Origin of the sequence: Rhodococcus sp. IEGM 1351 (assembly GCF_030056875.1) — a bacterium.
Classification (GTDB): Bacteria; Actinomycetota; Actinomycetes; order Mycobacteriales; family Mycobacteriaceae; genus Rhodococcus_F; species Rhodococcus_F opacus.
This window is the reverse complement of record NZ_JASHKU010000003.1, coordinates 133,928-156,846: the sequence shown is the minus strand read 5'-3', so window position 1 is coordinate 156,846 and position 22,919 is coordinate 133,928. Positions and strand designations below refer to the sequence as shown.

Here is a 22,919-nt window from a genome sequence, read left to right as displayed (position 1 = left end):
CGAGGTGAACTCCTTCTGTGAACGGGTTGACAAAGCCACGTGACACTACGGACAGCGGTGAGGTCGAGCAACGGATTTTCCGAACGATCTCTGGCCGCGTCGCGGGTGCGGCGGGTGTCGCGAGCGTCCCAGGACAGCGCGACATCTGCGTGTATCGTGCTGTTTCCGGCTTCGAGGGGAACGGCAATGGCGGCAGGTACACGGGTCGGCTCGCAGTTCGGGCAATACCATCTCAGGGCTCTGCTCGGACGAGGCGGAATGGGTGAGGTGTACGAGGCGTACGACACCACCAAGGATCGCACCGTCGCCCTCAAGATCCTCGACGTCGACCTCGCGAAGGACCCCACCTACCAGCAGCGGTTCCGACGCGAATCGCATGCCGCGGCGCGGTTGCAGGAGCCGCACGTCATTCCGATTCACGACTGGGGCGAAATCGACGGTGTGCTGTACATCGACATGCGCCTGGTCGTGGGACAGGATCTGCGTTCACTGCTCCGCACACGGGGCCCGATGGGTCCCGCACACGCGGTCGCGATCGTCGACCAGATCGCGGCGGCGCTCGACGCCGCGCACACCGACGGTCTCATCCACCGCGACGTCAAGCCGGAGAACATCCTCGTCACCGCCGGGGAGTTCGCGTACCTCGTCGACTTCGGTATCGCGCACTCGAGTTCCGACCTCCGCCTGACCACGCTCGGCAGTGCCGTCGGCTCCTACGCGTACATGGCGCCCGAGCGGTTCGACAATGCGCCGGTCGATGCCCGCGCGGACGTCTACTCGCTGGCGTGTGTCCTCTACGAATGCCTCACGGGGTCCATCCCGTTCCCGTCCAACAGCATCAGCAGCGCGATCCGCGCCCACCTCACGACGCCGGTGCCCAGCCCCAGCTCGATTCGACCCGACGTGCCCGCCGCGTTCGACGAGGTGATCGCCCGAGGCCTGGCGAAGGACCCCCGCGATCGGTACCCGACGGCCGGCGACTTCGCGGCCGCCGCCCGGTCCGCGTTGACCGCTCGCGAGCGGAGGACCGAACCCGACATCGCGACCCGCCCGGAACCCTCGTCGGGGATGCGGTCCGAACCGACGCGCGTCGACGACCGCGGCCGTCCACCGGTCTACCCGCCGACCGCATTCCACGGCGAGCCACCTGCGCAGCCCCCGGCGGCGCCGTATTACCCGTCGACTCCCTACGCCCCGCCGGCACGACGGTCGGTGGCCCTGCCGGTGACGGTGACCGTGCTGGTGATTGCGCTGCTGGTCCTCGGCGGGGTGGTCGGATGGCTCGTGCTGGATCGGAACACACCGGACGCATCCACCGTCGCCGCGGCCACCAGCAGTCAGGTGCGCGCCTCGGCCACAGAGGACGTACCCGCCGCGTCCGCGGCGCCGGCGACGGTCCCGCCTGCCGTGACGACGCCGCGTACGACGACGGCTCCCCCGCCGACGATCGTCGGCGAGGTGTCGGGCGCCGATCGGCAAGGTTTCCTGGCCCCGTCCGACGCACGCTGCAACTACACCAACCCGGCGGTGTTCATCGGTCGCACCACGAAGTCTCTCGTCGTGGTCTGCGAGACGGGAGTGGGCCGCTACTACTACCAGGGCGTGCGCATCAGCGACGGCGCCGCCATCTCCGTCGACGATCCGATCTCGAGCGGTACCGGCTTCGTGGCCACCGGCGACGGCGGCACCCAGTACCGGCTGACCCCGTCCGCCCTGACCATCGTCAGCGGCGACGGACGGATCCTCGCGACCGAACCGATGGTCGAGTCCGCGCACCGCTGAATCGCCGTCTGCGGCGACAACGGGACGAGCGGTCGGAATCGGTGAGAGTATAGGTCTGTGAGCGCACAGGCAGAGCATGAGGAGAGACGTCGCCCGACCCCGGAAACTCCCTTGGGCTACCTCGAGCAGCTACCCGCCCTCGTCCTGCTCGAACGCCTTCCGGTTCCCGTCCTGGCGGTCGAGAGCGACGGCACCGTCGTCCACGCGAACAGTGCTTTCGAGGAGATGCTGGGTTATCCCGTCGCTTCACTGCGCGGACACCCGGTGTCCGAACTCCTCGCCCTGGACGACGCACCGACAGGTGCCGACGCGGTCGAGCACCTCCGCGAGTCCGCCACCTCACCCGTCGACCTCACACATCAGGACGGGTCCCGAGTGCGTGCACTCGTCAGCCGGCCCATTCTCCGTCGGGAGGACGATCCGGTGACCCTCGTCTGCTTCCACGACGTCACCGAACAACTGTGGAACGGCGGCCGGGCGCCCGGCTTCTGACCCCCGCCCCACAGACGCACGGACATTGGCCGGATTCACGCGCTATTGCCTGTGAATCAGGCGAAACCGTCTGCAAACAGCGCGGAAGGGATCGAACGCGGGTTAAGTTGACTGAATGGCGACCGGCAAGAGCAAGGCTCCCGCTGTCGAACTGGAGGTCGGCGACCGGACCGTGCGGATCTCGCACCCGGAGCGCGTCTACTTCCCCGCGACCGGTGCCACGAAGCTCGACCTCGCGAACTACTACCTGAGCGTCGGCGACGGGATCGTGTGCGCCCTGCGCGAACGCCCCTGCATGATGCACCGCTTTCCGGACGGCCTGAGCGGCGAGAAGGTCCACCAGAAGCGGTTGCCGCACGGTGCGCCCGACTGGGTCCAGACGGTGCGGGTGACGTTTCCGCGGTACAACCGTCACGCCGACGAACTGTGCGTGACGCACCTGGCGGATGTGATCTGGGCGGTGCAGATGTCCACGGTCGAGTTCCATCCGTGGAACTCGCGCCGCGCTGACGTCGAACGTCCCGACGAGTGGCGGATCGATCTCGATCCGATGCCCGAGTGCGGGTTCGACACAGTGCAGCGCGTGGCCGGGGTGGTGCACGAGGTGCTCGACGAAGTGGGCGCGACGGGCTGGCCGAAGACGTCGGGCGGAAGCGGCATGCACGTTTACGTCCGGATCCGGCCCGACTGGGGTTTCGGCGACGTCCGGCGGGCCGCGCTGGCCTTCGCCCGCGAAGTGGAGCGCCGGGCCCCGCAGGACGTCACCACCACCTGGTGGCGGAAGGACCGGGATCCGCGCAAACTGTTCGTCGACTACAACCAGAACGCCCGCGATCACACCATCGCCAGCGCGTACTCGGTGCGGGGTGTGCCCGACGCGACCGTGTCCACACCGGTGACGTGGGACGAGATCGACGACGTGGACCCGCACGAGTTCACCATCGCCACCGTCCCCGACCGCTTCGCGAAACTCGGTGACCTGCATGCCGGAATCGACGACGCCGTGTTCTCGCTCGAACCGCTGCTGGAGTGGGCCGACCGGGACGAGGCCGAAGGCGAGCCGGATCCCGGTGGCGCGGAGGATTAGTCGGGGCACTCGGCCAGCGCTGCCGGAGCGGTTTGCCCACAACGCGACACGCGCCCCGACCGTGCGGCCGAGGCGCGTGTCTGGCATGCCGAACTCTTCCCTACCGTGGCGGCGGGGGCGGCGGAGGCGGTGGGTTGGGATTGCAGAGTTGGCAGCCGTCGACCGGCGGTTTGGGAACCGGCGCGTGACAATCGTTCTGACATGGTCTGGCGCCGGCGAATTCGGCCGTTCCCACCAGTGAAATCGAGAGAGCCGCGAGGATCGCCCCGATGGCGACCACGATTCTGGCGGAAGTTCTGATAGTCGACATTGTGGGTTCCTCCTGTGAGCTGAAGGGCGGTGTGCACCGTCCATAGAGCTTCGGCGAAGGACGGGCCGGCGACCAGGCACCCTCGGGGTGGTATCGCGCCACCCGCTATGCCATCCCGCCGATCACGTCGAGCACGTCGCGGAGCGCGGACACGGAGTGCGCGGGGAGGAAGGCATCGCAGAACGGCAGCGCAGCCGCCATCGATCCGGCGAGCGGCCGGAAGTCGGGGTCACCGGCGCGGGGGTTGAGCCACACCAGTCGGTGGGCGCGGCGACGGACCCTGGTGAGGGCATGCGCCAGGCGCTTCGGGTCGTCGCTGTCCCAGCCGTCGGACGCGATGACCACGACTGCCCCGCGCAGCGCGTTGCCGTGCGGGGACGCCAGTAGTTCGCTCACGCTGCCCGCGATGTGGGTGCCACCGAATCTGTCGACCACCTTGTCGTTCGCCTTACGGACCGCGGTCTCGGCGCTGCGGTGGGCGAGCACGGGCGTGAGCCTCGTCAGCGACGTGGAGAACGCGAACACCTCCGGCCTGCCCGCGGTCTGGCGTTGCACCGCCGCCCGCATCAGATGGAGATAGATCGCGGCGTACGGCTGCATCGACCGGCTCACGTCGCACAGCATCACGATGCGCCGCGGGCGGTTCCGGGGACGGCTCCGCGCGAGAACCACCGGTTCCCAGCCCGTGGCCCTCGACCGGTTCATGGTGGCGCGCAGATCGATACGCCGGCCGCGGCGATGCACTTCGCGACGCCGGGTGCGGCGGGACGGCCACGCGGCGGTGGCCTGTTCCAGCCAGGATCCGAGGAGCCGGAGGTCGCCGGCGTCGAATCGGGCGAAGGGTTCGTCGGCGCGGGCCACGAGCCTGCTGGGCAGGGTGTCCGGCACGGCGGTGAGCGCGTCGTGAAGGTCGTCCTCGCCGCTGTCGTCGCCACCGGTCATCATCGGTCGTGTCATCCACGGCACGCCCTCGACGTCCTGCGCCTCACCGGGCCGGTCGCGACCGTCGCTGACACCTGCGAGGGCCTTCTCTCGTCCCGCCGCGGCGCGTCGCGCGTGCGGATCCACGGACAGCACGGCGTCATCGAAGACCGCGGAGAACACCGCGTCGAACGACGCGAGGTCGTCGACGCGGTTGACCAGGGTCAGACGCGCCGACCAGTACAGCCGCGACCGCGAACCCGGCGGTGACAGATGAAGCGCCTGCACGAACACCGCGGGGCCACTTGCCGAGACGACGACACCACGGGAGCGCAACCGGGCGACGAGTGCCACCGCGAACGCCGCGAGATCGACGCCCCGCAGGACGCCCGACGCGCTCATCGCCTGCGGCGGCCCACCACGAGGACGACCACGATTCCCGCGAGGATGGCAGCGAGAATGGGGGCGTACCGTTTCCACGCACCCGCGCCGGACAGCGCCAGAAGATCCAGCGGCGCCGGTTCGGCGGCAGGCGGGGCCACGGAGAGGTTCGTGGTGCCGGCCGCCTCGGGCTCGGCCGTGGCCTGCTCGGCGGGTCCCCCGGCGAGCTTCGCTTCCAGCGACTCCGCGAACTGCCCCATGAGTTTCTCCGACACCTGCTGGATCATTCCGCTGCCGAACTGCGCGAGTTTGCCGACGATCTTCATGTCGGTGTCCACGGTGACGCGGGTGCGGTCGCCCACCTCGTGCAACTGGGCGGTGATCGTCGCGGACGCGTTGCCGGAACCGCGCGAGTCCCTCCCGCGGGCGTCGATCACGGCGCGGTGCTCCTTCGGATCGCGCACGACGAACGCGGCCTTGCCTTTGAACTCACTGGTCACCGGGCCGACCTTGACCTTCACTTTCCCCAGGTAATCGTCACCCTCCCGCCCGGTCATCTGAGCTCCGGGTAGCAGGGGGGCAACCTCCTCGAGGTCGCTGAGCACCTCCCACGCCTGCTCGATCGGAGCGCTGACGGTGAACTCGTTGGCGATCTTCATGGCAGTTGCCTCTCATCCGGTGGCCAGGCCGTGCGCGTAGTCCGCGAATGCGTCCTGAACTATTGTGCGGTCGTCCGGGGTCTTCGCGAGGGCACTCAGGCTCTGGATCGCGTCGTCGCGAACCAGATCGGCCACCCCCAGCGCCGCGAGGGCGGACACCCAGTCGATCGTCTCGGCAATTCCGGGCGGCTTGTCGAGATCGAGTTCGCGGGCCCGGCCGACGAAGCGGGTGGCGTGCTCGATGAGGGGCGCCGCCGCCGCGGGCACCGTGCGGCGCACGATGGCGGCGGCCCGCACCGGCTCCGGATAGTCGATCCAGTGGTAGAGGCATCGTCGGCGCAGCGCGTCGTGGAGGTCGCGGCTCCGGTTGGACGTCAGCACGACGACGGGGTGATGTTCGGCCGTGAACGTTCCCAGTTCGGGAACGGTGACCGATGCCTCCCCCAGGAATTCGAGGAGGAGTGCCTCGAACTCGTCGTCGGCTCGGTCTATTTCGTCGATCAGAAGTACGGGCGGGGTCGGTCCCCGATATCGCACACAGTGGAGGATGGGACGTTCCAGCAGGAATTCCTCGGTGAACAGGTCGTCCTCGGTCAGGCCGTCGCCCCGCGATTCGGCCAGCCTGATGGTGAGCAACTGCCGCTGATAGTTCCAGTCGTAGAGGGCCTCGTTCGCCGTGAGGCCCTCGTAGCACTGCAACCGGATCAGCGGGGCGCCGAGGACGGTCGCGAGAGCCTTCGCCGCGGTGGTTTTGCCGACTCCGGGTTCGCCTTCGAGCAGGAGCGGGCGGCGCAGGGCTGCCGCGAGATACAGGGCCGACGCGGTTCCGAAGTCCAGAAGGTAGTCCTCGGCATCGAAGCGCCGGACCACGTCCCCCACGTCCTCGAACGCCTCCGTCATACCGCTCCCGTCTCCCGCGCGAACGAGGTCCGGCAACCCGGGCCGCAGAACCAGAAGTCGGCACCGTCCCGCCGCAGGTGGGCGGTATCCGGCCCCACCACGACTCGCATCCCGCACACCGGATCGACCGCCTCGGTCACCACCGCCCGCGGAGGCGAATCGCCCTCGGGCGCGCGAAGTCCCGCGGTCCGCAGTTCCTGCACCAACTCGGCCGCGATCGACACCGCGATCTCCGCCGACGTCCGCGCCCCGATGTCGAGACCGACGGGGGTGTGTACCCGCGACCGTTCGGACTCGGTGAGACCCAGGGTGTCGAGGATGGCCCCACCGCGTGTTCGGCTGGCGACGAGCCCGACATACCCGATCCCGGCGTCGAGCGCCGCACGGATGACCTCCCCTTCGGGTCCGCCGTGGCCGGCGAGCACCACCGCCGTGGTGCCGGAGAACTGCTCGAAACCGGCGTCGTCGTGCTCGACGGTGAATCCCAGCAGTTCCGATATGCCCCCCAACGCCTGCGCGATCGGCGTGGTGCCGAAGATCCGCACCAACGGGGGTGGCAGTTGCGGCTCCAGGAAGATCTCCATGGCGCCGCCGGACAGGCACGGATTCACCACGACGGACGCGCCCGGAGTCTCCGGGAATTGCACGGCCCCGTCGGGAAGGACCCGCAACAACACGCTCTCGTTGGTCGCCAGCGCCCCCAGGGCGGCCGTGCGCACCGAATTCTGCGCGCACTGACCGCCGACGAAACCCTCGATCGTGCCGTCCTGCAGGAGGATCGCCTCATCGCCGGAATGACTGGACGTGGGCGGCTGCACCCGCACCACAGTCGCATGGACGAACGGCCTGCGGTCGCGCGCCAGTTGCGCCGCACGCTCTTTCAGATCCATCGGGCCTCCTCGCAGCCGACGGGCGACATTCAGATCGGGGGTGTCGCGCGGCCCTGCATGGCCTCCCACACCCGGGACGGGGTGAGCGGCATGTCGGCGTGCCGGACACCGAACGGGGCGAGCGCATCCACGACAGCGTTCACCACGGCCGGGGGCGATCCGACCGTCGCGGACTCGCCGATGCCCTTCGCGCCGATCGGGTGGTGCGGCGACGGGGTCACGGTGAATCCGGTCTCGAGCTTCGGAACCTCGAGCGCGGTGGGGATCAGGTAATCCATCAGTGATCCGCCGAGGCAGTTGCCGTCCTCGTCGAACTCGATGATCTCCATGAGTGCCATACCGATGCCGTCGACGATGCCGCCGTGGACCTGCCCCTCGATGATCATCGGGTTGATGCGGGTGCCGCAGTCGTCGACGGCGAGGAACCGCCGCACCTTCACCACGGCGGTGCCGGGATCGATGTCGACGACGCAGAAGTACGCGCCGTAGGGGTACGTCAGATTCTCGGGGTTGTAACAGATCTGCGCGTCGAGTCCGCCTTCGATGCCCTCCGGCAGGTCGCCGGCGCCGTGTGCCCGCATCGCGATGTCCTGGATGGTCACCTTGGCCGAGGGATCGCCCTTCACATGGAATTCGCCCTTCTCCCATTCCAGATCCGCGACCGAGGCCTCGAGCATGCCCGAGGCGATGATCTTCGCCTTGTCCCGCACCTTGCGGGCCACCAGCGCCGCGGCCGCCCCCGACACCGGTGTCGACCGGCTGCCGTACGTGCCGAGCCCGAACGGCGTGTTGTCGGTGTCGCCGTGCACGACGTCGATGTCGTCCGGTGGGATCCCCAGTTCCTCCGCCACGATCTGCGCGAACGTCGTCTCGTGACCCTGCCCCTGGGTCTGCACCGACAACCGCACGACGGCCTTGCCCGTCGGGTGGACGCGCAGTTCGCAGCCGTCGGCCATGCCCAGGCCCAGGATGTCCATGTCCTTCCGGGGTCCGGCACCGACGGCTTCGGTGAAGAACGACATGCCGATTCCCATCAGCTCGCCGCGTTCGCGGCGTTCCTTCTGCTCCTCGCGCAACTGCTGGTAGCCGATCATGTCCATGGCCTTGCGCATGGTGGTCTCGTAGTCGCCAGAGTCGTACACCCACCCGGTCTTGCTGGTGTACGGGAACTGTTCCGGCCTCAGCAGATTCTTCAGCCGCAGTTCCGCCGGATCCATCTTCAGATCGAACGCCAGGCAGTCGACGAGCCGCTCGACCAGATACACGGCCTCCGTGATGCGGAACGAACAGGCGTACGCCACCCCGCCGGGCGCCTTGTTCGTGTACACCGCCGTCATCGCGCAGTGCGCGGCCTCGATGTCGTAGCTACCGGTGAAGACGCCGAAGAAACCGGCCGGATATTTCACCGGGGCCGCCGTGCCGTTGAACGCACCGTGATCCGCCAACACCTTCGTGCGGATCGCGAGGATCTTGCCCTCGCTGGTCGCCGCGATCTCGCCGACCATGATGTAGTCGCGTGCGAAGCCCGTGCTCATCAGGTTCTCGCTGCGATCCTCCATCCACTTCACCGGTTTGCCCGTCACGAGCGACGCCACGATCGCACACACGTATCCCGGGTAGATCGGGACCTTGTTACCGAATCCGCCGCCGATGTCCGGAGACACCACCCGGATCTTGTGCTCCGGGATCCCGGAGACCAAGGCGTAGATCGTCCGGTGCGCGTGCGGGGCCTGCGACGTGGTGTACAGGGTGAGCTTGCCGGACACCCGGTCGACGTCGGCGATCGCACCGCACGTCTCCATCGGCGCCGGATGCACCCTGGGGTAGACGATCTCCTGCTTCACCACCACGTCCGCCTTCGCGAACACGGCCTCGGTCGCGGCGGCATCGCCTGTCTCCCAGTCGAAGCAGTGATTGTCCGTCTTGCCTTCGAGGTCGTCGCGGATCACCGGCGCATCGGGCGAGAGCGCGGCGCGCGCGTCGACGACGGGATCGAGCATGTCGTATTCGACGTCGATCAGTTCCAGCGCGTCCCGGGCCGAATACCGGTCCTCGGCGATGACGAACGCCACCTCCTGGCCCTGGAAACGCACCTTGTCGGTGGCCAGCACGGCCTGCACGTCGTTGGACAGCGTCGGCATCCAGGCGAGGTTCTTCGCGGCGAGGTCGGCGCCCGTCACCACTGCCGTCACCTTCGGGTGTTCCTGCGCCGCAGTGGTATCGATGCTCACGATCCGCGCGTGCGCGACCGGCGACCGCAGGATCGCCAGGTGCAGCATGCCGGGGAGGGTGATGTCGTCGACGTAATTTCCGAGCCCCCGGATGAAGCGGGGGTCCTCCTTGCGCAACATGCGACCGTGGCCGCAGGGCTTCTTGTCGTTGTCGACGATGTCGGCGCCGCCCGACGGCGGACGGGATTCGACGGTGGTCATGATGCACTTCCGGTGGGTGCGTGTTCCTCGACTGTCATCGGTGCGCCCTCGGCGCCCCGTGTCTTGTCCTCCTGGACCTCCGCGTCGAAGTCGCCGGCCGGTTCCGGCTCGGCGGCCTCGCCCGCCCGATGGTCCGCCGCCCACTGGATCGAGCGCACGATCGTGGTGTACCCGGTGCAGCGACAGATCTGCCCGGAGATCGCTTCCCGGATCGTGGCCTCGTCCGGGCTCTCCTCCCGGTCGAGCAGTGCCCGCGCCGTCATCATCATGCCGGGGGTGCAGAACCCGCACTGCAGTCCGTGGCACTGCATGAAGCCCTGCTGGACGGGATCGAGTTCGCCGTCGTGTTCGAGGCCCTCGACCGTGCGGACGTCGTGCCCGCTCGCCATCGCGGCGAGCATCGTGCACGACTTCACCGGATCGCCGTCCACGGTGACGACGCACGTGCCGCAGTTGCTGGTATCGCAGCCCCAATGGGTCCCGGTCAGGCCCAGCTGGTCGCGGAGAAAATGGACCAGCAGCATGCGCGGTTCCACCTCGGCGCTCACTGCCTCGCCGTTGACGGTCATGTTCACCTGCATGGCTATGCCTCTTCTCCGGTCGGCTCGTGCTCCACGTCGCTGCGGAGCACCCGGTCGACCGCTGTACGGAGTGTGCGGATCGTGAGTTCGGATGCGAGATGGCGTTTGTAGTCGACGGTGCCGCGTGCGTCCGCGACGGGCTCGCAGGCCTGCGCGGCCATCCGCCCGGCCTGGGCGAACGCCTCCTCGGACGGGGGACGTCCGGTCAGGTAGTCGGCGACATCCGAGAGTCCGGACGGATCCGGGTTGACCGCGGTCAGGCCGACAGCGGCCCGGGCGATCTCGCCGCCCTCCACCGTGACGGCCGCTCCGGCCGCGGTGACCGCCCAATCTCCGGTCCGCCGTTCGACCTTGGCGTACGCACTGGAGCTGTGACCGTGGACCGGTATCACGATCTCGATGAGCATCTCGTTGTGTACGAGCGCCGTCTCGTACGGTCCGACGAGGAACTCGGACATGGGGATCTCGCGGCGCCCACCGGGCCCGCGCACCACGCAGGTGGCGTCGAGAACAGAGCAGACAGTGGTGAGATCCTCGGCCGGATCGGCCTGGCACAGAGATCCGCCGATGGTCCCGCGGTTGCGGACCACCGGGTCGGCGATCACCTTCTCCGCGTCGCGGAAGAGTGGGAACGCCGCCGCGAGCTCGTCCGATTCGAGCAGCCGGCGGTGCCGCGTCATCGCACCGATCCGCAGCCTCGACCGCTCGGTCGTGATGTAGCCGAGTTCGCCCTCGAGATCGTTGATGTCGATGAGGTACTCGGGATTGGCGAGGCGAAGTTTCATCATGGGGAGCAGGCTGTGGCCGCCTGCGACGAGGCGGGCTTCGTCGCCCAGCCGGTCGAGCAGGGCGATGGCGTCCTCGACGCCCGTGGCACGCTCGTATTCGAAGGATCCTGGTACTTGCATTATGACCTACCTCACAAACGTGGATGCTCTCAGCCTCCGCAAGAACCGACGGTCCGTCAACCCCGGGTGAACCGCCCTAGTCGACGCAGAAATCGACGGGTTCCTCGTGGTGGATCCGACCGCTCGACTCCGCCAGCGGGCGCCCCGTGCCACCCCACCGGCGGGCGATGATCTCGGCGGCGATGGACACGGCCGTCTCCTCGGGTGTCCGGGCGCCGATGTCCAGGCCGATGGGGCTCGACAGCCGGTCGAGCTCGGTGTCGGTCAGACCGGCCTCGCGCAGGCGTTCGCGCCGGTCCAGGTCCGTTCTGCGTGATCCCATGGCACCGATGTAGGCGACGTCCGGGAGGCGCAGCGCCGTCTCGAGGAGAGGAACGTCGAACTTGGGGTCGTGGGTGAGCACACAGATCACGGTCCGGCCGTCGATCGCCTGGGCCTCGGCCTGGGCAGCGAGATACCGGTGCGGCCAATCCACCACCACCTCGTCGGCCGTCGGGAACCGCGCGTGCGTCGCAAACACCGGACGGGCGTCGCAGACCGTCACCCGGTATCCCATGAAGGCGCCCTGCCGGGCCACCGCGGCAGCGAAGTCGATGGCCCCGAACACGAGCATGCGCGGCCTCGGCGCGTAACTGGCGACGAACACCTCCATGCCCTCGCCGCGACGCTGACCGTCGGTTCCGTACGTCAGGACCGTGCTACCGCCCGCCGCCAAGAGGCCCCGGGCGTCGTCGGTGACCGCGGAATCGGCCCGGTCCGAGCCGAGCGAACCGCTCACGTGCTCGGGCCGGACGACCAGCCGGCGCCCCACCCGAGCCGCATCGGGGTGCGCCACGACGGTGGCCACCGCGACCGGCAGGTGGTTCTCGATGTCCCGGGCGATCTCACCGAGCTCCGGAAAATTGTCCCGCGACACGGGCTCGACGAAGATGTCGATGATTCCACCGCAGGTGAGACCCACCTCGAACGCGTTCTCGTCGCTGATCCCGTACCGCTGCAGCACCGGCGTGCCGGACGTCGTGACCTCGGATGCGAGTTCGTAGACCGCTCCCTCGACGCACCCGCCGGACACCGAACCGGACGCGCTGCCGTCGGGCGCCACGACCATCGACGCCCCCGGCGGTCGCGGCGCGGAGCGGAACGTGCGGACCACCGTTCCGACACCCGCCGTCCCACCCGCGGTCCACACCGCCATCAGGTCCGCCAGCACGTCGCGCATCAGCACCCTTCCCGCTCGAGTCCGACGTGTGATACACGCTCAGCTACAAGCCTATTCCGCCGAGGCGAGTTTGGCCCGGGAGACGGGAACCTCGACTTCGACCGGCGTCAGCGGGAACGGTGGCGTCCCCACCCCGGAGATCCGGTAGTGGCCCCACGGGTCGCGCTCCGCGAGCGCCGCGGGCACGTCCGGACCGTCCCCGATCGTGAGGAACAACGGGGCGCGGTTGCGCCGTTTCGCCGCGTCGACGCCGTCGCCGACGACGCGGCCGTACCAGTGGTAGAGGCCGTCCACCGGTTCGATGTGACCGTTCAGAAAGATCTCGACGGCCACCGCCAGGTCGCCGGACGTGAGCACGCCGGGCCCGCGGTATTCCGTGTCGTCCTCGCGCTCGGCGAGCGAACTCAGCTCGAAGTGCCGATCGTCGGGGTTGCGCATGCGCCGCCAGTAGGAGGCACTCGACCCGGGCCACGCCGCCCGATTGTGGCCGGTGGAATCGAGGTACCAGCTGTCGCAACCACCCGAATTCCACACCGAGCGCGCGAGTTTGCGGTGGACCACCCGGTTGAATTCGCGCTGCGCGCCCGCACGCACCTCGATCCGCGTCGCGTCGCGTCTCTTCATCAGCGCCAGGCATCGGGTGACGTAGTGCGCCTGGGCCTCGATGACGAAGACGATCGACTGATTGCCGCCACCGGAATTCGGCCCCATCATGAGGAAGAAATTCGGGAACCCCGCGACCGCGACACCGAGGTACGCCTCCATGCCGTCGCGCCACGCCCGCTGGATCGTCAGCCCGCGCCGGCCCACGATGTGCTCGTTCTCGAACCGGTCGCCGACGGCGAAACCGGTGCCGTAGACGATGACGTCCGCCTCGTGCATCGTTCCGTCCTCGGTGCGGATCCCGCGCTCGGTGACCGCCGAGATGCCCGAGGTGACCAGATCGACGTTCCCGCGTTGCAGGGCCGGGTAGAAATTGCTGGACACCAGAATCCGCTTGCAGCCGATGGTGTAGTCGGGGGTCAGGGTGGCGCGCAGTTCGGGATCACGCACCTGCCTGCGCAGCAGACCCCGGGCTGCCGACTCCAGCACCGTCATCAGCCGCGGGTGCAGGAACCCGGCGATCAGCGATTCGTGACTCCAGTAGATCGCACCGCGGTAGGCCTTCTGGACTCCGGGAACGGCATTGAACACCGCCTTCTCCCCGGCCGTGATCGGGCGGTCCAACTTCGGCAGGATCCAGTGCGGAGTCCGCTGGAAGACGTCGACCTGCGCGGCCGTCTTCGCGACCTCGGGAACGAACTGCACGGCACTGGCTCCGGTGCCGACGACCGCCACCCGCTTACCGGTCAGGTCGACCGAGTGATCCCACTCGGCGGAATGGAATGCCGCACCCGAGAACGACTTCCGGCCGGGAAGATCCGGGACGCTGGGTTTGTGCAGTGGGCCCGGACCGGCGACGACGATCCGCGGCCGGTAGACGGAACCTGACCTGGTCTCCACCCGCCACCGGTCCGTTCTCTCGTCGAACTCGTAGGAGATCACTTCGGAGCCGAACCGGATGTGCGGTGCCAGATCGTAGTCGCGGACCACCCGTTCGATGTAGTCGAGAATCTCGGGTTGCCGCGCGTACATTCGCGTCCATTTCCGGTTGGGCGCGAAGGAGAACGAGTACATCAGCGACATCACGTCGCAACCGCACCCGGGATACGTGTTCTCCCGCCACGTCCCGCCCACCCGATCGGCTTTCTCGAGGACGACGAAGTTCTCCTCCCCCGCCTCCTTCAGCTTGATCGCCATACACAATCCGGCGAATCCGGTGCCGACGACGAGGACGTCCGGCTCCGCGACCCCGGGTGTCACAGGAATCCTCCGCGCCGCCACAGCGCGCGGGACGTCGCTCGCATCAGACCGTTCTCCTCGAGGAACGCGGCCAGCGACTCGAACCCGCGTCGTTGATTCTCGCGAAAGTTCGGATTTGCCAGCGCCTGTCGACGCGCCTCCTTCGGATCCAGTCCGGCCCGCTCGTACATGGCCGGGTTGGTGAACAGCCGCTGGAACAGCGGGCCGCCGATCCCCTGCAGCGTTCCGACCCACAGCCGGTCGATCCGGTGGCCTTCTGCGACGCGGCGACGCACCCCCTCGCGCGCGAATCGGATGTGCCGGGACTCCTCAGTGACGTGGATCCGCATCAGCCGGGAAATCATCGGCTGCAATTGCGGGTCCTCGAGGACTCGCCGCTGCGTGGCGTCGAAGATCTCCTCACCGATCAGCGCGGCCACCCACAGCATGGTCCCGCGAAACGTCTTGGGCAGCAGGTTGACCACGACTGCCTGATGCCACCGGAGCTGGAAGGGCTTGGCGCCCATCTGCTCGATGGCGCGCCCGAACATCGTCATGTGCCTGCACTCGTCGCCCATCTCGGTGAGCATGTACCGGGTGTGCAGCGAGCTCGGGTCGTTGTGCAGCAGCGCGCGCAGGAGCGCCTGGTTGAGAATGTTCTCGAACCAGATTCCGACGCTGAGGATGTTCGCCGATTCCTGCCGGGACAGCTCGATGCGCTGCGCCTCGCTCATCCGGTCCCACATCTCGGTTCCCCACAGGGACAGGACCTGCGGCGGCAGGAAGTACTTGCCGTCGTCGAGGGGCGCGTCCCAGTCGATGTCGACGACGGGAGCGTACGAACGCTTGACGGAGCCCGCGAGGAGCCGGCCGGCGACTTCTTCCCGGGCGATCGTGTGTGAACGCTGAGACATCGCTGTTCCCTTCATCGAGCGCGATTCCATCTCGTTGCCGTTTATAGGTAAAACGTAAACCCGGGTGTGACGTAGGTCAATGGTTATCTGTGACTCGAGTTCACATTTGCGGCTTCTGTTTGCACCCACCCCACCCGAACAGCACAATCAGGGCCGTGAGGACGCAGCCGACGACACCGACCCCCGGCGAACTCCGGGAACGGATCCTCGATGCGGCCGAGGAATGCCTGATCGAACTCGGCTACAGCACCCGGCTTCACGCGGTCATCGCCGAGCGGGCAGGACTGTCCCGGCCCACGCTCTACAAATACGTCGGCGACCAGTCCGCCATCCTCGACGCCCTCTTCCAGCGGGAGATCTCGCGATTCTTCGTCGTGCTCGACCCGGTGCTGCGAGGACGGCAGAGCCGACTCCAGGTGCGATTCGTCGACGCCGTCGTGTTCGCCGTCCAGTACGCACGCGAACACCGGTTGCTGCAGAAGGGCTTGCGCGACGACCCCGAGGTGGTACTTCCCTGGTTCACGGTCAAGGCGAAGCCGATGATCGAACTCGGGGCGCAACTGCTGACCCCCCATTTCGAGCGCCTGTTCTCTCCCGACCAACTGTCGGGCGTGAGCCCCATCGCCATCTCCGAGTGGGCGTTCCGCATCATCGGCTCGCTCATCATCACGGAGGGGATCGTGGACACGTCCGACGAGCGGGCTCTGCGCGAGTTCGTCCGATCCCTGCTGTCGATCGCGTTCATGCCACAACCGGACGTTCATATTCCTTGACGCGTATATACGCGCAGGAGCATACTCACACCATGGCACCGGACGTGTTCACCGTGGTCGCCGAACCGCAGAGGCGCAGGATCCTCGAACAGCTGCGGGCCGGCCACGCCAGTGTCGGCGAACTCGTCGACCAGCTCGCACTGCCCCAGCCGACCGTGTCCAAACACCTGCGGGTGCTGCGACAGGCCGGATTCGTCACCTGCCGCACCGCGGCCCAGCAACGCATCTACAGCCTGCACCGCGAACCGTTCGACGAGTTCGACGCGTGGCTGCAGCCCTACCGCCGGCTGTGGACGCATCACCTCGATGCCCTGGAGCGGCACCTCGATTCGAAGGAGACCCCGTCATGACCGAGTCAGACGCACGACGCGACTACCGCCCCGGCCCACTGCGGCACGTCGAAGCACGACCCGACGGCACCCGATGGTCCCTCACCTTCGTTCGCGAGTTCACCCACTCGCCGTCCGCGCTGTGGACCGCGCTCACCGACCCCGGCGAACTTCCGCTGTGGGCGCCGTACACCGCGGACCGGAACCTCGGAACTGTCGGTCCCGCGACCCTGATCATGGTCGACGGGCAGAATCGCACCGAACTCGACGGCACCGTGACCCGGGCCGACTCACCTCACGTCCTCGAACACGCCTGGGGCGACGACGTCCTGCTCTGGACGATCGACGAAACCGACGCCGGCACGCGACTGACCCTGCGCCACACGGTCGACGACCAGCACACCGCGGCGATGACGGCCGCCGGGTGGCACATGTGCCTCGACGTCGCCGACGCCCTGCTCGACGGCAATCCGATCGGACCGATCGTCGGTGCCGAGGCGATGAACTACGGCTGGCGCGAACTCAACGAGCAGTACTCCGAACGCCTCGGCGTCGAACCGGTCGATCCGACGCTGCAGTGAATCCGTGCCGCGCGCCAACCGCTCGCCGTACCGTTGACGCATGGGACTGCAATGGGAAGCCGTGGTGGTCAACGCTCTCGATCCGACAGCCCTGGGACGCTGGTGGGCCGAGGCCCTGGGCTGGGGCGCCGTGACCGACTCCGACGGCGACGTCCACATCCGGCCCCGGGCCGACAGCCACCCGGAAATCCTGTTCGTGGCCGTTCCGGATCGGAAACGAACTCCGAATCGGCTGCATCTCGACTTCCGGCCCGACGATCAGCAGGCCGAGGTCGCGCGGCTTCTCGGGCTCGGCGCCCGGCACGCGGATGTCGGTCAGGGCGAGCAGAGTTGGGTGGTGCTCGCCGATCCCGAGGGCAACGAGTTCTGCGTCCTGTCCGGCCGGCGCTGACGCCGGTCAGGCCACCTTCGCCCGCAGGGTCCGCAGCGTCTCGTGCTGCACGACGAGGACCCGCCCACCGGGAGGCCGAGGAGGCCCGCGGTGTCGTGCACGGACAGCCCGTCGATGACCCGCAGCAGAACGATCTCCCGGGCGGTGGCGTCGAGATGGCGTAGCAGCACGGCCACTTCCGCCGGAATGTCCGGACTTCCGACCGCGCTGCCGTGGGCGTCCGCGACGGTCCGGCTCACGACGCGATACACCTCGCGGACAGGATGGTCACTGCGAGCGAGAGCCGGAAGTTCGCGCGCGACCGCGAGCAGCGCTTCGTGCGCCACCTCGTCCGCCGGCCGCGTGACCTGCGTGGAATTCCCCACGCGGGTACGGCAATAGCGCACTACCTGCGGCCACAGCGTCGTCATCACCCGCTCGACAGCCTCGCGATCCCCCGCCGCGGCGGCCGTCGCTGCCGAATGTAATTCCTCGTCGAGCACACTCATATGACCCTCGATCCCCCGACCTCGCCGTCTCCGGTCATCCGTCACGGCGCTTCCGTACTCATCTTCCGGCACACCAGGGGTCAACACATCCGGGAGATTCCGTTCATGCTGAGTGTTGTTTAGTGCATTCTGCATGAGTGTCCGGGTTACCCCGGTCACGTTCACCACTCAGTGGTGTTCCCGCAGCAATACCGTCAGCCCACCGAGCGGCGGGTCTTATGGTTGGTTTCTGTCGGGCGTCTTTTACGTCTCGTCCGCAACTCGCCGAAGACGCACCACCGTCAACCGCTGCGAGGGCAGCGAGGTTGAGAGCAGCATTGTGATCACGATCAGCGCGGAATCCGCACGCATCGCAGGTGAACACCCGAACCTTCAGGGGTAGTTTGGCTTTCACTACCTGACAGTTCGAGCAGGTCTTACTCGACGGATACCAACGGTCCGCCACCTGCAGACCGGTGCCAGCCCACTCGCACTTATAGGTCAGTTGTCGCCGGATCTCGGCGAACGCCGCATCCTGCAGAGCCCGGTTCAACCCCCGCTTGTAGGCGCCACCGGAACGGGTCATTCCCGCGACGTTGAGGTCTTCGACGACGACGGTATCGAAGTCCCGCACCAGTCGGGTGGTGAGTTTGTGCAGGTGATCGCGGCGACTGTTCGCGATGCGGATGCGCACCGCCCGGATCTGTTCCTGGGTGCGCAGCCAGCGCCGGGAGGGTTGTTGACCGGTGCGACGATCCGGGCCGACACGGCGGGACGCACGGCGCCCGAGGCTACGAAGTTGTTTCGCGTGCCTGCGTGCGTGCGTCGGATTCTCGATCATCTCCCCGTTCGAGAGGACTGCGAGGTGTTTGACCCCCACATCGACTCCGACCACCACACCGCAATCGCCGACCGCGGCGGAGGTACCGGTGGTGGCGGATGGCAGTGCCCGCGCGGGGAGAGCGATTTCGACCGAGAACGACACCTGCCACCGGCCCCGACGAAACGAGAGGGTCGCCGACCGAATCCGCGCCGTCCCGGCGATCGTCTTTCGTGCCAATTTGCGGGTCGATTCGGCAGACCGGACCACGCCGATCCGTGGTAGTTGGATGTGGCGTCGATCCCCGCTGTCGGTGACCAACCCGAAACTGCCGGTGGTGAACCGGCACGACAGCACCGCCCGTTTGCCCTTGAAGCGGGGGAATCCCATCGGACCTTTGCGTTTTCCGGATCGGGCGTCGGACCAGTTCGATAGGGCGGCCGCGCAGTTCGCGAGTCCGGAACTGTAGGCCTCTTTCGAGTTCTCCGGCCACCACACCTGCCCGGTGTCGGTGTTGACGGCGACGTCGTCTTTCACGGTGTTCCAGTATTTGCGCAGGCCGTACGCCGACCAGGACACCGGCGGCGTCAACTCCGCGTCCGGGATCTCGTAAGACCGTTCCGCAGTCCGTTGGTCGAGGTTCGCCTTGACCTGCGACAGTGCCCAGTTGTAGGCGAAGCGCTGCGCCCCACAGTGCGACCGCAACACCGACGCCTGCTCCGGGGTCGGCTCGAGGACAAAAACGTAGGCACGGATCACCGTCCGAGAAGAGTCCGCAACCTGGTCGAGCGCCGCGCCCGGAGCCGTGACGTGGTCACCGGGATCGGCGAGCACAGCTGTGGGCGTCACGACAGATCCGCCGCAGCGGTCACCGCAGCTGCGGCACTCCGGCGTGAACCACGCCGCCCGCATCGGCGGGCACACAGCGAGGCCTTCACCTCGGTCATATCGCGCACCAGATCATCACCACCCGTCGTCGGTCAACACAAGCACGGTACGACAGGGCACCGACAACACAGCCTCGATGAGGCCGAACCCGAACCTGGCGAGTCGGTCCCGATGCCGACGACACAATCGGATCAGCCACTTGCCTGCGAAATGTAGTGGTCGGAACCGATCTCGGTGACCGTCCTCGACACACCCAGACCCCGCGTTCCATATTCGGTCACACCACACCCCCGCCTGGCGTTCCAGATCGGCCTACTGACAGGACGACACCCGGCAACACGCACCAACGCACCCACCGCCGGGTCCCGACCGCCGGAACCCCCACCACAATCGTCTCCGAGAGCAAACAGTGAGCCTGGACCGGCAGTGCCGCCGCGTGGAACTACACCAACGGGGTCCGATACTGCACACCGGTGGCCCAACCCCGCAACATCACTGCACTAAACAACACGAAACGACATCAAACATTCAGAACACGCAGACTGTACGCAACCCCCTACATGTCCGGCTTCCTCCGCAGGTTCTTGGTCTGGCCGCGTTGTTTCTTGGCGTCGAGTCTTCGTCGGTGCGAACCCTTGGTCGCCTTGGTCGGACGCCGAGTGCGGGTTTCGGCGAGGACCGCCGCGCGCAACAACGCCGCCATCCGGGCCCGGGCAGCGCGCCGATTGCGCAGCTGCGAACGGGTTTCGGACGCCGTCACGGTGACCACCCCGTCAACGAGCCTGTGTCCCAACTGAACCTGCATGCGTTCGAGCTGGGACGGCGACAGCGTCGACAACGTCCACAGGTTCACTCGCAACTCCACCCGCGAGTCCGTGGTGTTGACGCCCTGACCGCCGGGACCGCCGGCGCGGGAGAACCGCCACTGCAACTCGGCGGCCGGAACGACGAGCGACCGCGTGACCTCGAGGTCGTCGGTGACCTCGCCGCCGGGAAACACCGGAGGAACTTCGCTCACACTCCCAGCGCCCGAGCGAGCACCGGCCAGGAATCGTGCAGGTCGTCCTGCCAGTATCCCCACGAGTGTGTGCCCGAGTTACGGAAACTTGCGGTTGCAGGTATTCCCAGTTCCCCCAGGCGATCCGTAAATCGACGGGTGCAGTAGTTGGTCACCGCTTCGATGGGACCACCCGCGTAGATCTGACGCGCGAGCGTCGCGACGTTCCCGTCGATCCCGGGGCCGTCCAGGGTCTCGTGGCGCCCCGGCAGACCGTTGCCGTTGGAGAGGAACAGTTCCGTTCCGCGCAGTTCGGCGGCGTGAACGTAGGGATCGTTCGCCGCCCACGCCGGATCGTCCGCCTTCCCGTACATGTTGGCCGGGTTGCCGTAGCCGTAGTTGTCCATGGTGATCTTGATGAGGAGCTGACCGAGCGGATCACTGGTCAGAGCGCAACCGCTGTAGGCGGCCACACCGCGGAACAGGCCGGGAGCGGCAATCGCCAACTGCAGAGCGGCCGTACCCACCCGTGACATGCCGGCGAGCGCGTTGACTCCGTTGGTGCCGAGGGCCGCGTCGACGACCGGCGGAAGTTCCTGAGTCATAAAGGTCTTCCACTTGTTCACCCCCATCACCGGGTCGGGGCTCTTCCAGTCCGTCCAATACGCGTTCTCGCCGCCGGACGGGCTGACGACGTTCACGTTCTGGTCGGCCAGGAACTCTTCGACATCGGTCTTCTCGCGACGGACCTGACCGTCGAGGAAGTACAGCGTCGGCCTCGGCACGCTCGTGTCGGCGGGGCGCTGCACGTACACCGGAACGACCCGCTGCATCGACGCCGAGAAGACGTGCAACGTCAGGTGTCTCGGATCGATCACGGTGACGTGATCGAGCGTCGACCCGTTCGGCGCCACCGCGGAACCGAGCGCCTGACCGGTGTCGACGATCGGATCGGCGGCCGCCGCACCGGTGCCACCGAGGCAGAGAGAGACCACGGTCACGGCCGTCACGGCCGCTGTTCGCAATTTCCCCCGAAAGATCTGTCGTGTCACGACCGTGTACCGCCCTCCACCCGCACGAATTCCGGTCCCGGGCATGCTAACAGTTCCCGCGATGCCGAGTAACGGAAGAGCCCTTCCGCGCGATGAACATCCGACCCCCCACGTTCATTGAAGGACCGGCATGACGCTTCCCCCGCCCTCACCACCTGCCACCCGCAAGAAGTGGCCCTGGATTACCGCCGGGATCGTCGTAGTCGTGGCCACGGTCTCATTCCTCAGCCCCGGACAGGACGACCAATCGGCCCAGGCCACAGCAGTATCCGCGTCCGTGACTCCCACGGTCGCCGATACGACGACCGTGCGTGCCGCGTCGAGTTCGTCGACACCGGTTCCGGTTTCGTCTGCGCTCGCCCTCTCGCCGGTCGAACCCGCCGCCGTCGGCGGCGCCGACGCGACCGCCGCGCTGCAGCAACTCGCCGGCCTCGAGATCAAGGGACGCGCACCGAAGACCGGTTACGACCGGGATCTCTTCGGCCAGGCGTGGACCGACGACGTCACGGTCGAGGGCGGCCACAACGGGTGCGACACGCGGAACGACATCCTCGGGCGCGACCTCGAACAGATCGTGTTCAAGCCGGGCACCCGCGACTGCGCGGTACAGACCGGAACGCTGCTCGACCCGTACACGGGCAACACCATCTCCTTCGTCCGCGGTGAGGGCACGTCGAATGCCGTACAGATCGATCACGTCGTCGCGCTGTCCGACGCCTGGCAGAAGGGGGCGCAGCAGCTCGACACCGCGACCCGCGTGAACTTCGCCAACGATCCGCGGAACCTGAAAGCCGTCGACGGCCCCACCAACCAGCAGAAATCGGATGGAGACGCCGCAACCTGGTTGCCCCCGAACAAGGGCTACCGGTGCACCTACGTGGCCGATCAGGTGGAGGTGAAGGCCGCGTACGGACTGTGGGTGACCCAGGCCGAGCACGATGCGATCGCCCGGGTTCTCCAGGACTGCGGGGCCGCGACGCCTGCCGTCGCGCCCGCTCCGAGCACCGTCACGGTCCCGGAAGCGGCTCCCGTTCCCGCTCCGGTACCCGCGCCCGCACCCGTCCCGTTCGTCGATACGGCACCGCCGAGCGACGTCTACTACAAGAACTGTTCGGCCGCCAAGGCGGCCGGTGCCGCGCCGGTCCACCTGGGCGAGCCGGGCTACGGCACCCACCTCGATCGCGACGGCGACGGCGTCGGCTGTGAGAGCTGATCCGGGCCTGGCGCGACACGCGCCGCCGTCACCAGTTAACCTGAACTGCCTGCAGGGACGTCGGGTACCTGTAGCGCTTTCGTACATGTC

22 protein-coding genes are annotated in these 22,919 nt (G+C 67.6%); 8 read left to right on the top strand and 14 right to left on the bottom strand.

Features of this window, described 5'->3' with window-relative positions:
- Positions 1-186 precede the first annotated feature (186 nt).
- From QM806_RS06670 to ligD, 3 genes are all read left to right on the top strand, one after another.
- Complete coding sequence (locus tag QM806_RS06670) at positions 187-1,782, top strand: serine/threonine-protein kinase (protein ID WP_005566259.1); 1,596 nt, start codon at positions 187-189, stop codon at positions 1,780-1,782.
- Between the two features lie 57 nt (positions 1,783-1,839).
- The gene (locus tag QM806_RS06665) at positions 1,840-2,274 is read left to right on the top strand and encodes a PAS domain-containing protein (protein WP_039952173.1); all 435 of its coding nucleotides are present in this window, start codon (positions 1,840-1,842) and stop codon (positions 2,272-2,274) included.
- A 115-nt stretch (positions 2,275-2,389) separates the two neighbouring features.
- The gene (ligD, locus tag QM806_RS06660) at positions 2,390-3,361 is read left to right on the top strand and encodes a non-homologous end-joining DNA ligase (RefSeq protein ID WP_283290821.1); all 972 of its coding nucleotides are present in this window, start codon (positions 2,390-2,392) and stop codon (positions 3,359-3,361) included.
- Positions 3,362-3,776: 415 nt separating this feature from the next.
- Here ligD and QM806_RS06655 read toward each other — a convergent pair whose 3' ends face one another.
- From QM806_RS06655 to QM806_RS06610, 10 genes are all read right to left on the bottom strand, one after another.
- Positions 3,777-4,994 (bottom strand): vWA domain-containing protein, encoded by a 1,218-nt coding sequence (locus QM806_RS06655; protein WP_005566265.1) that lies wholly within the window; start codon positions 4,992-4,994, stop codon positions 3,777-3,779.
- A complete protein-coding gene (locus QM806_RS06650) occupies positions 4,991-5,632 on the bottom strand; it encodes an SRPBCC family protein (RefSeq protein ID WP_005566267.1) in 642 nt (213 codons plus the stop codon). The genes QM806_RS06655 and QM806_RS06650 overlap by 4 nt, the downstream gene beginning before the upstream one ends.
- Positions 5,633-5,644: 12 nt before the next feature.
- Entirely contained in the window at positions 5,645-6,532 is an 888-nt protein-coding gene (locus QM806_RS06645; protein WP_005258486.1) for an AAA family ATPase, read from the bottom strand.
- Positions 6,529-7,422, bottom strand: coding sequence for an XdhC family protein (locus tag QM806_RS06640; protein WP_283290818.1), 894 nt, complete (start codon positions 7,420-7,422; stop codon positions 6,529-6,531). The genes QM806_RS06645 and QM806_RS06640 overlap by 4 nt, the downstream gene beginning before the upstream one ends.
- 29 nt (positions 7,423-7,451) lie before the next feature.
- Entirely contained in the window at positions 7,452-9,854 is a 2,403-nt protein-coding gene (locus QM806_RS06635; protein WP_005566271.1) for an aerobic carbon-monoxide dehydrogenase large subunit, read from the bottom strand.
- Complete coding sequence (locus QM806_RS06630; protein WP_005258492.1) at positions 9,851-10,435, bottom strand: (2Fe-2S)-binding protein; 585 nt, start codon at positions 10,433-10,435, stop codon at positions 9,851-9,853. The genes QM806_RS06635 and QM806_RS06630 overlap by 4 nt, the downstream gene beginning before the upstream one ends.
- A gap of 2 nt (positions 10,436-10,437) precedes the next feature.
- Positions 10,438-11,343, bottom strand: coding sequence for an FAD binding domain-containing protein (locus QM806_RS06625; RefSeq protein WP_283290815.1), 906 nt, complete (start codon positions 11,341-11,343; stop codon positions 10,438-10,440).
- A 76-nt stretch (positions 11,344-11,419) separates the two neighbouring features.
- Positions 11,420-12,562 carry an XdhC family protein gene (locus QM806_RS06620; RefSeq protein WP_054246503.1) on the bottom strand — a complete coding sequence of 381 codons (1,143 nt, stop codon included), beginning with the start codon at positions 12,560-12,562 and terminating at the stop codon, positions 11,420-11,422.
- Positions 12,563-12,613: 51 nt separating this feature from the next.
- Positions 12,614-14,425, bottom strand: coding sequence for a DUF4873 domain-containing protein (locus QM806_RS06615; protein WP_283290813.1), 1,812 nt, complete (start codon positions 14,423-14,425; stop codon positions 12,614-12,616).
- Positions 14,422-15,348 carry an AurF N-oxygenase family protein gene (locus tag QM806_RS06610; protein ID WP_080606167.1) on the bottom strand — a complete coding sequence of 309 codons (927 nt, stop codon included), beginning with the start codon at positions 15,346-15,348 and terminating at the stop codon, positions 14,422-14,424. Before QM806_RS06610 ends, QM806_RS06615 begins: the two co-directional genes overlap by 4 nt.
- Before the next feature lie 125 nt (positions 15,349-15,473).
- Between QM806_RS06610 and QM806_RS06605 the strand changes: the two genes are divergently transcribed.
- The 4 genes from QM806_RS06605 to QM806_RS06590 are packed head-to-tail and all read left to right on the top strand — an operon-like array spanning position 15,474 to position 17,392.
- The gene (locus QM806_RS06605) at positions 15,474-16,091 is read left to right on the top strand and encodes a TetR/AcrR family transcriptional regulator (RefSeq protein ID WP_005258497.1); all 618 of its coding nucleotides are present in this window, start codon (positions 15,474-15,476) and stop codon (positions 16,089-16,091) included.
- Between the two features lie 32 nt (positions 16,092-16,123).
- Positions 16,124-16,441: an ArsR/SmtB family transcription factor gene (locus QM806_RS06600; RefSeq protein WP_005258499.1), complete on the top strand. Its 318-nt coding sequence runs from the start codon at positions 16,124-16,126 to the stop codon at positions 16,439-16,441.
- Complete coding sequence (locus QM806_RS06595; protein ID WP_283290810.1) at positions 16,438-17,001, top strand: SRPBCC family protein; 564 nt, start codon at positions 16,438-16,440, stop codon at positions 16,999-17,001. Before QM806_RS06600 ends, QM806_RS06595 begins: the two co-directional genes overlap by 4 nt.
- Positions 17,002-17,041: 40 nt before the next feature.
- A complete protein-coding gene (locus tag QM806_RS06590; RefSeq protein WP_005574977.1) occupies positions 17,042-17,392 on the top strand; it encodes a VOC family protein in 351 nt (116 codons plus the stop codon).
- Here QM806_RS06590 and QM806_RS06585 read toward each other — a convergent pair.
- The 4 genes from QM806_RS06585 to QM806_RS06570 form a co-directional block, all read right to left on the bottom strand.
- On the bottom strand, positions 17,317-17,880 hold the full coding sequence (locus QM806_RS06585; RefSeq protein WP_283290808.1) for a sigma factor-like helix-turn-helix DNA-binding protein: 564 nt from the start codon (positions 17,878-17,880) through the stop codon (positions 17,317-17,319). The two genes, QM806_RS06590 and QM806_RS06585, sit on opposite strands and share 76 nt — an antisense overlap.
- 103 nt (positions 17,881-17,983) lie before the next feature.
- Positions 17,984-19,528, bottom strand: a complete 1,545-nt coding sequence (tnpB, locus tag QM806_RS06580; protein ID WP_166680668.1) for an IS607 family element RNA-guided endonuclease TnpB — start codon at positions 19,526-19,528, stop codon at positions 17,984-17,986.
- Positions 19,529-20,123: 595 nt separating this feature from the next.
- Entirely contained in the window at positions 20,124-20,585 is a 462-nt protein-coding gene (gene arfB / locus QM806_RS06575) for an alternative ribosome rescue aminoacyl-tRNA hydrolase ArfB (protein ID WP_502943836.1), read from the bottom strand.
- Positions 20,582-21,574 carry an alpha/beta hydrolase gene (locus QM806_RS06570; RefSeq protein ID WP_283290805.1) on the bottom strand — a complete coding sequence of 331 codons (993 nt, stop codon included), beginning with the start codon at positions 21,572-21,574 and terminating at the stop codon, positions 20,582-20,584. Before QM806_RS06570 ends, arfB begins: the two co-directional genes overlap by 4 nt.
- 172 nt (positions 21,575-21,746) lie before the next feature.
- On the opposite strand from QM806_RS06570, the gene QM806_RS06565 reads away from it, so the two are divergent.
- Complete coding sequence (locus QM806_RS06565; protein WP_283290803.1) at positions 21,747-22,829, top strand: GmrSD restriction endonuclease domain-containing protein; 1,083 nt, start codon at positions 21,747-21,749, stop codon at positions 22,827-22,829.
- The last annotated feature ends 90 nt before the right edge of the window (positions 22,830-22,919 follow it).

Coding starts and splice junctions, on each gene's coding strand:
- QM806_RS06670 (WP_005566259.1), top strand. CDS start 187: ATGGCGGCAGGTACACGGGTCGGCTCGCAGTTCGGGCAATACCATCTC.
- ligD (WP_283290821.1), top strand. CDS start 2,390: ATGGCGACCGGCAAGAGCAAGGCTCCCGCTGTCGAACTGGAGGTCGGC.
- QM806_RS06655 (WP_005566265.1), bottom strand. CDS start 4,994: ATGAGCGCGTCGGGCGTCCTGCGGGGCGTCGATCTCGCGGCGTTCGCG.
- QM806_RS06650 (WP_005566267.1), bottom strand. CDS start 5,632: ATGAAGATCGCCAACGAGTTCACCGTCAGCGCTCCGATCGAGCAGGCG.
- QM806_RS06645 (WP_005258486.1), bottom strand. CDS start 6,532: ATGACGGAGGCGTTCGAGGACGTGGGGGACGTGGTCCGGCGCTTCGAT.
- QM806_RS06640 (WP_283290818.1), bottom strand. CDS start 7,422: ATGGATCTGAAAGAGCGTGCGGCGCAACTGGCGCGCGACCGCAGGCCG.
- QM806_RS06635 (WP_005566271.1), bottom strand. CDS start 9,854: ATGACCACCGTCGAATCCCGTCCGCCGTCGGGCGGCGCCGACATCGTC.
- QM806_RS06630 (WP_005258492.1), bottom strand. CDS start 10,435: ATGCAGGTGAACATGACCGTCAACGGCGAGGCAGTGAGCGCCGAGGTG.
- QM806_RS06625 (WP_283290815.1), bottom strand. CDS start 11,343: ATGCAAGTACCAGGATCCTTCGAATACGAGCGTGCCACGGGCGTCGAG.
- QM806_RS06620 (WP_054246503.1), bottom strand. CDS start 12,562: ATGCGCGACGTGCTGGCGGACCTGATGGCGGTGTGGACCGCGGGTGGG.
- QM806_RS06610 (WP_080606167.1), bottom strand. CDS start 15,348: ATGGAATCGCGCTCGATGAAGGGAACAGCGATGTCTCAGCGTTCACAC.
- QM806_RS06600 (WP_005258499.1), top strand. CDS start 16,124: ATGGCACCGGACGTGTTCACCGTGGTCGCCGAACCGCAGAGGCGCAGG.
- QM806_RS06595 (WP_283290810.1), top strand. CDS start 16,438: ATGACCGAGTCAGACGCACGACGCGACTACCGCCCCGGCCCACTGCGG.
- QM806_RS06590 (WP_005574977.1), top strand. CDS start 17,042: ATGGGACTGCAATGGGAAGCCGTGGTGGTCAACGCTCTCGATCCGACA.
- QM806_RS06585 (WP_283290808.1), bottom strand. CDS start 17,880: ATGAGTGTGCTCGACGAGGAATTACATTCGGCAGCGACGGCCGCCGCG.
- QM806_RS06565 (WP_283290803.1), top strand. CDS start 21,747: ATGACGCTTCCCCCGCCCTCACCACCTGCCACCCGCAAGAAGTGGCCC.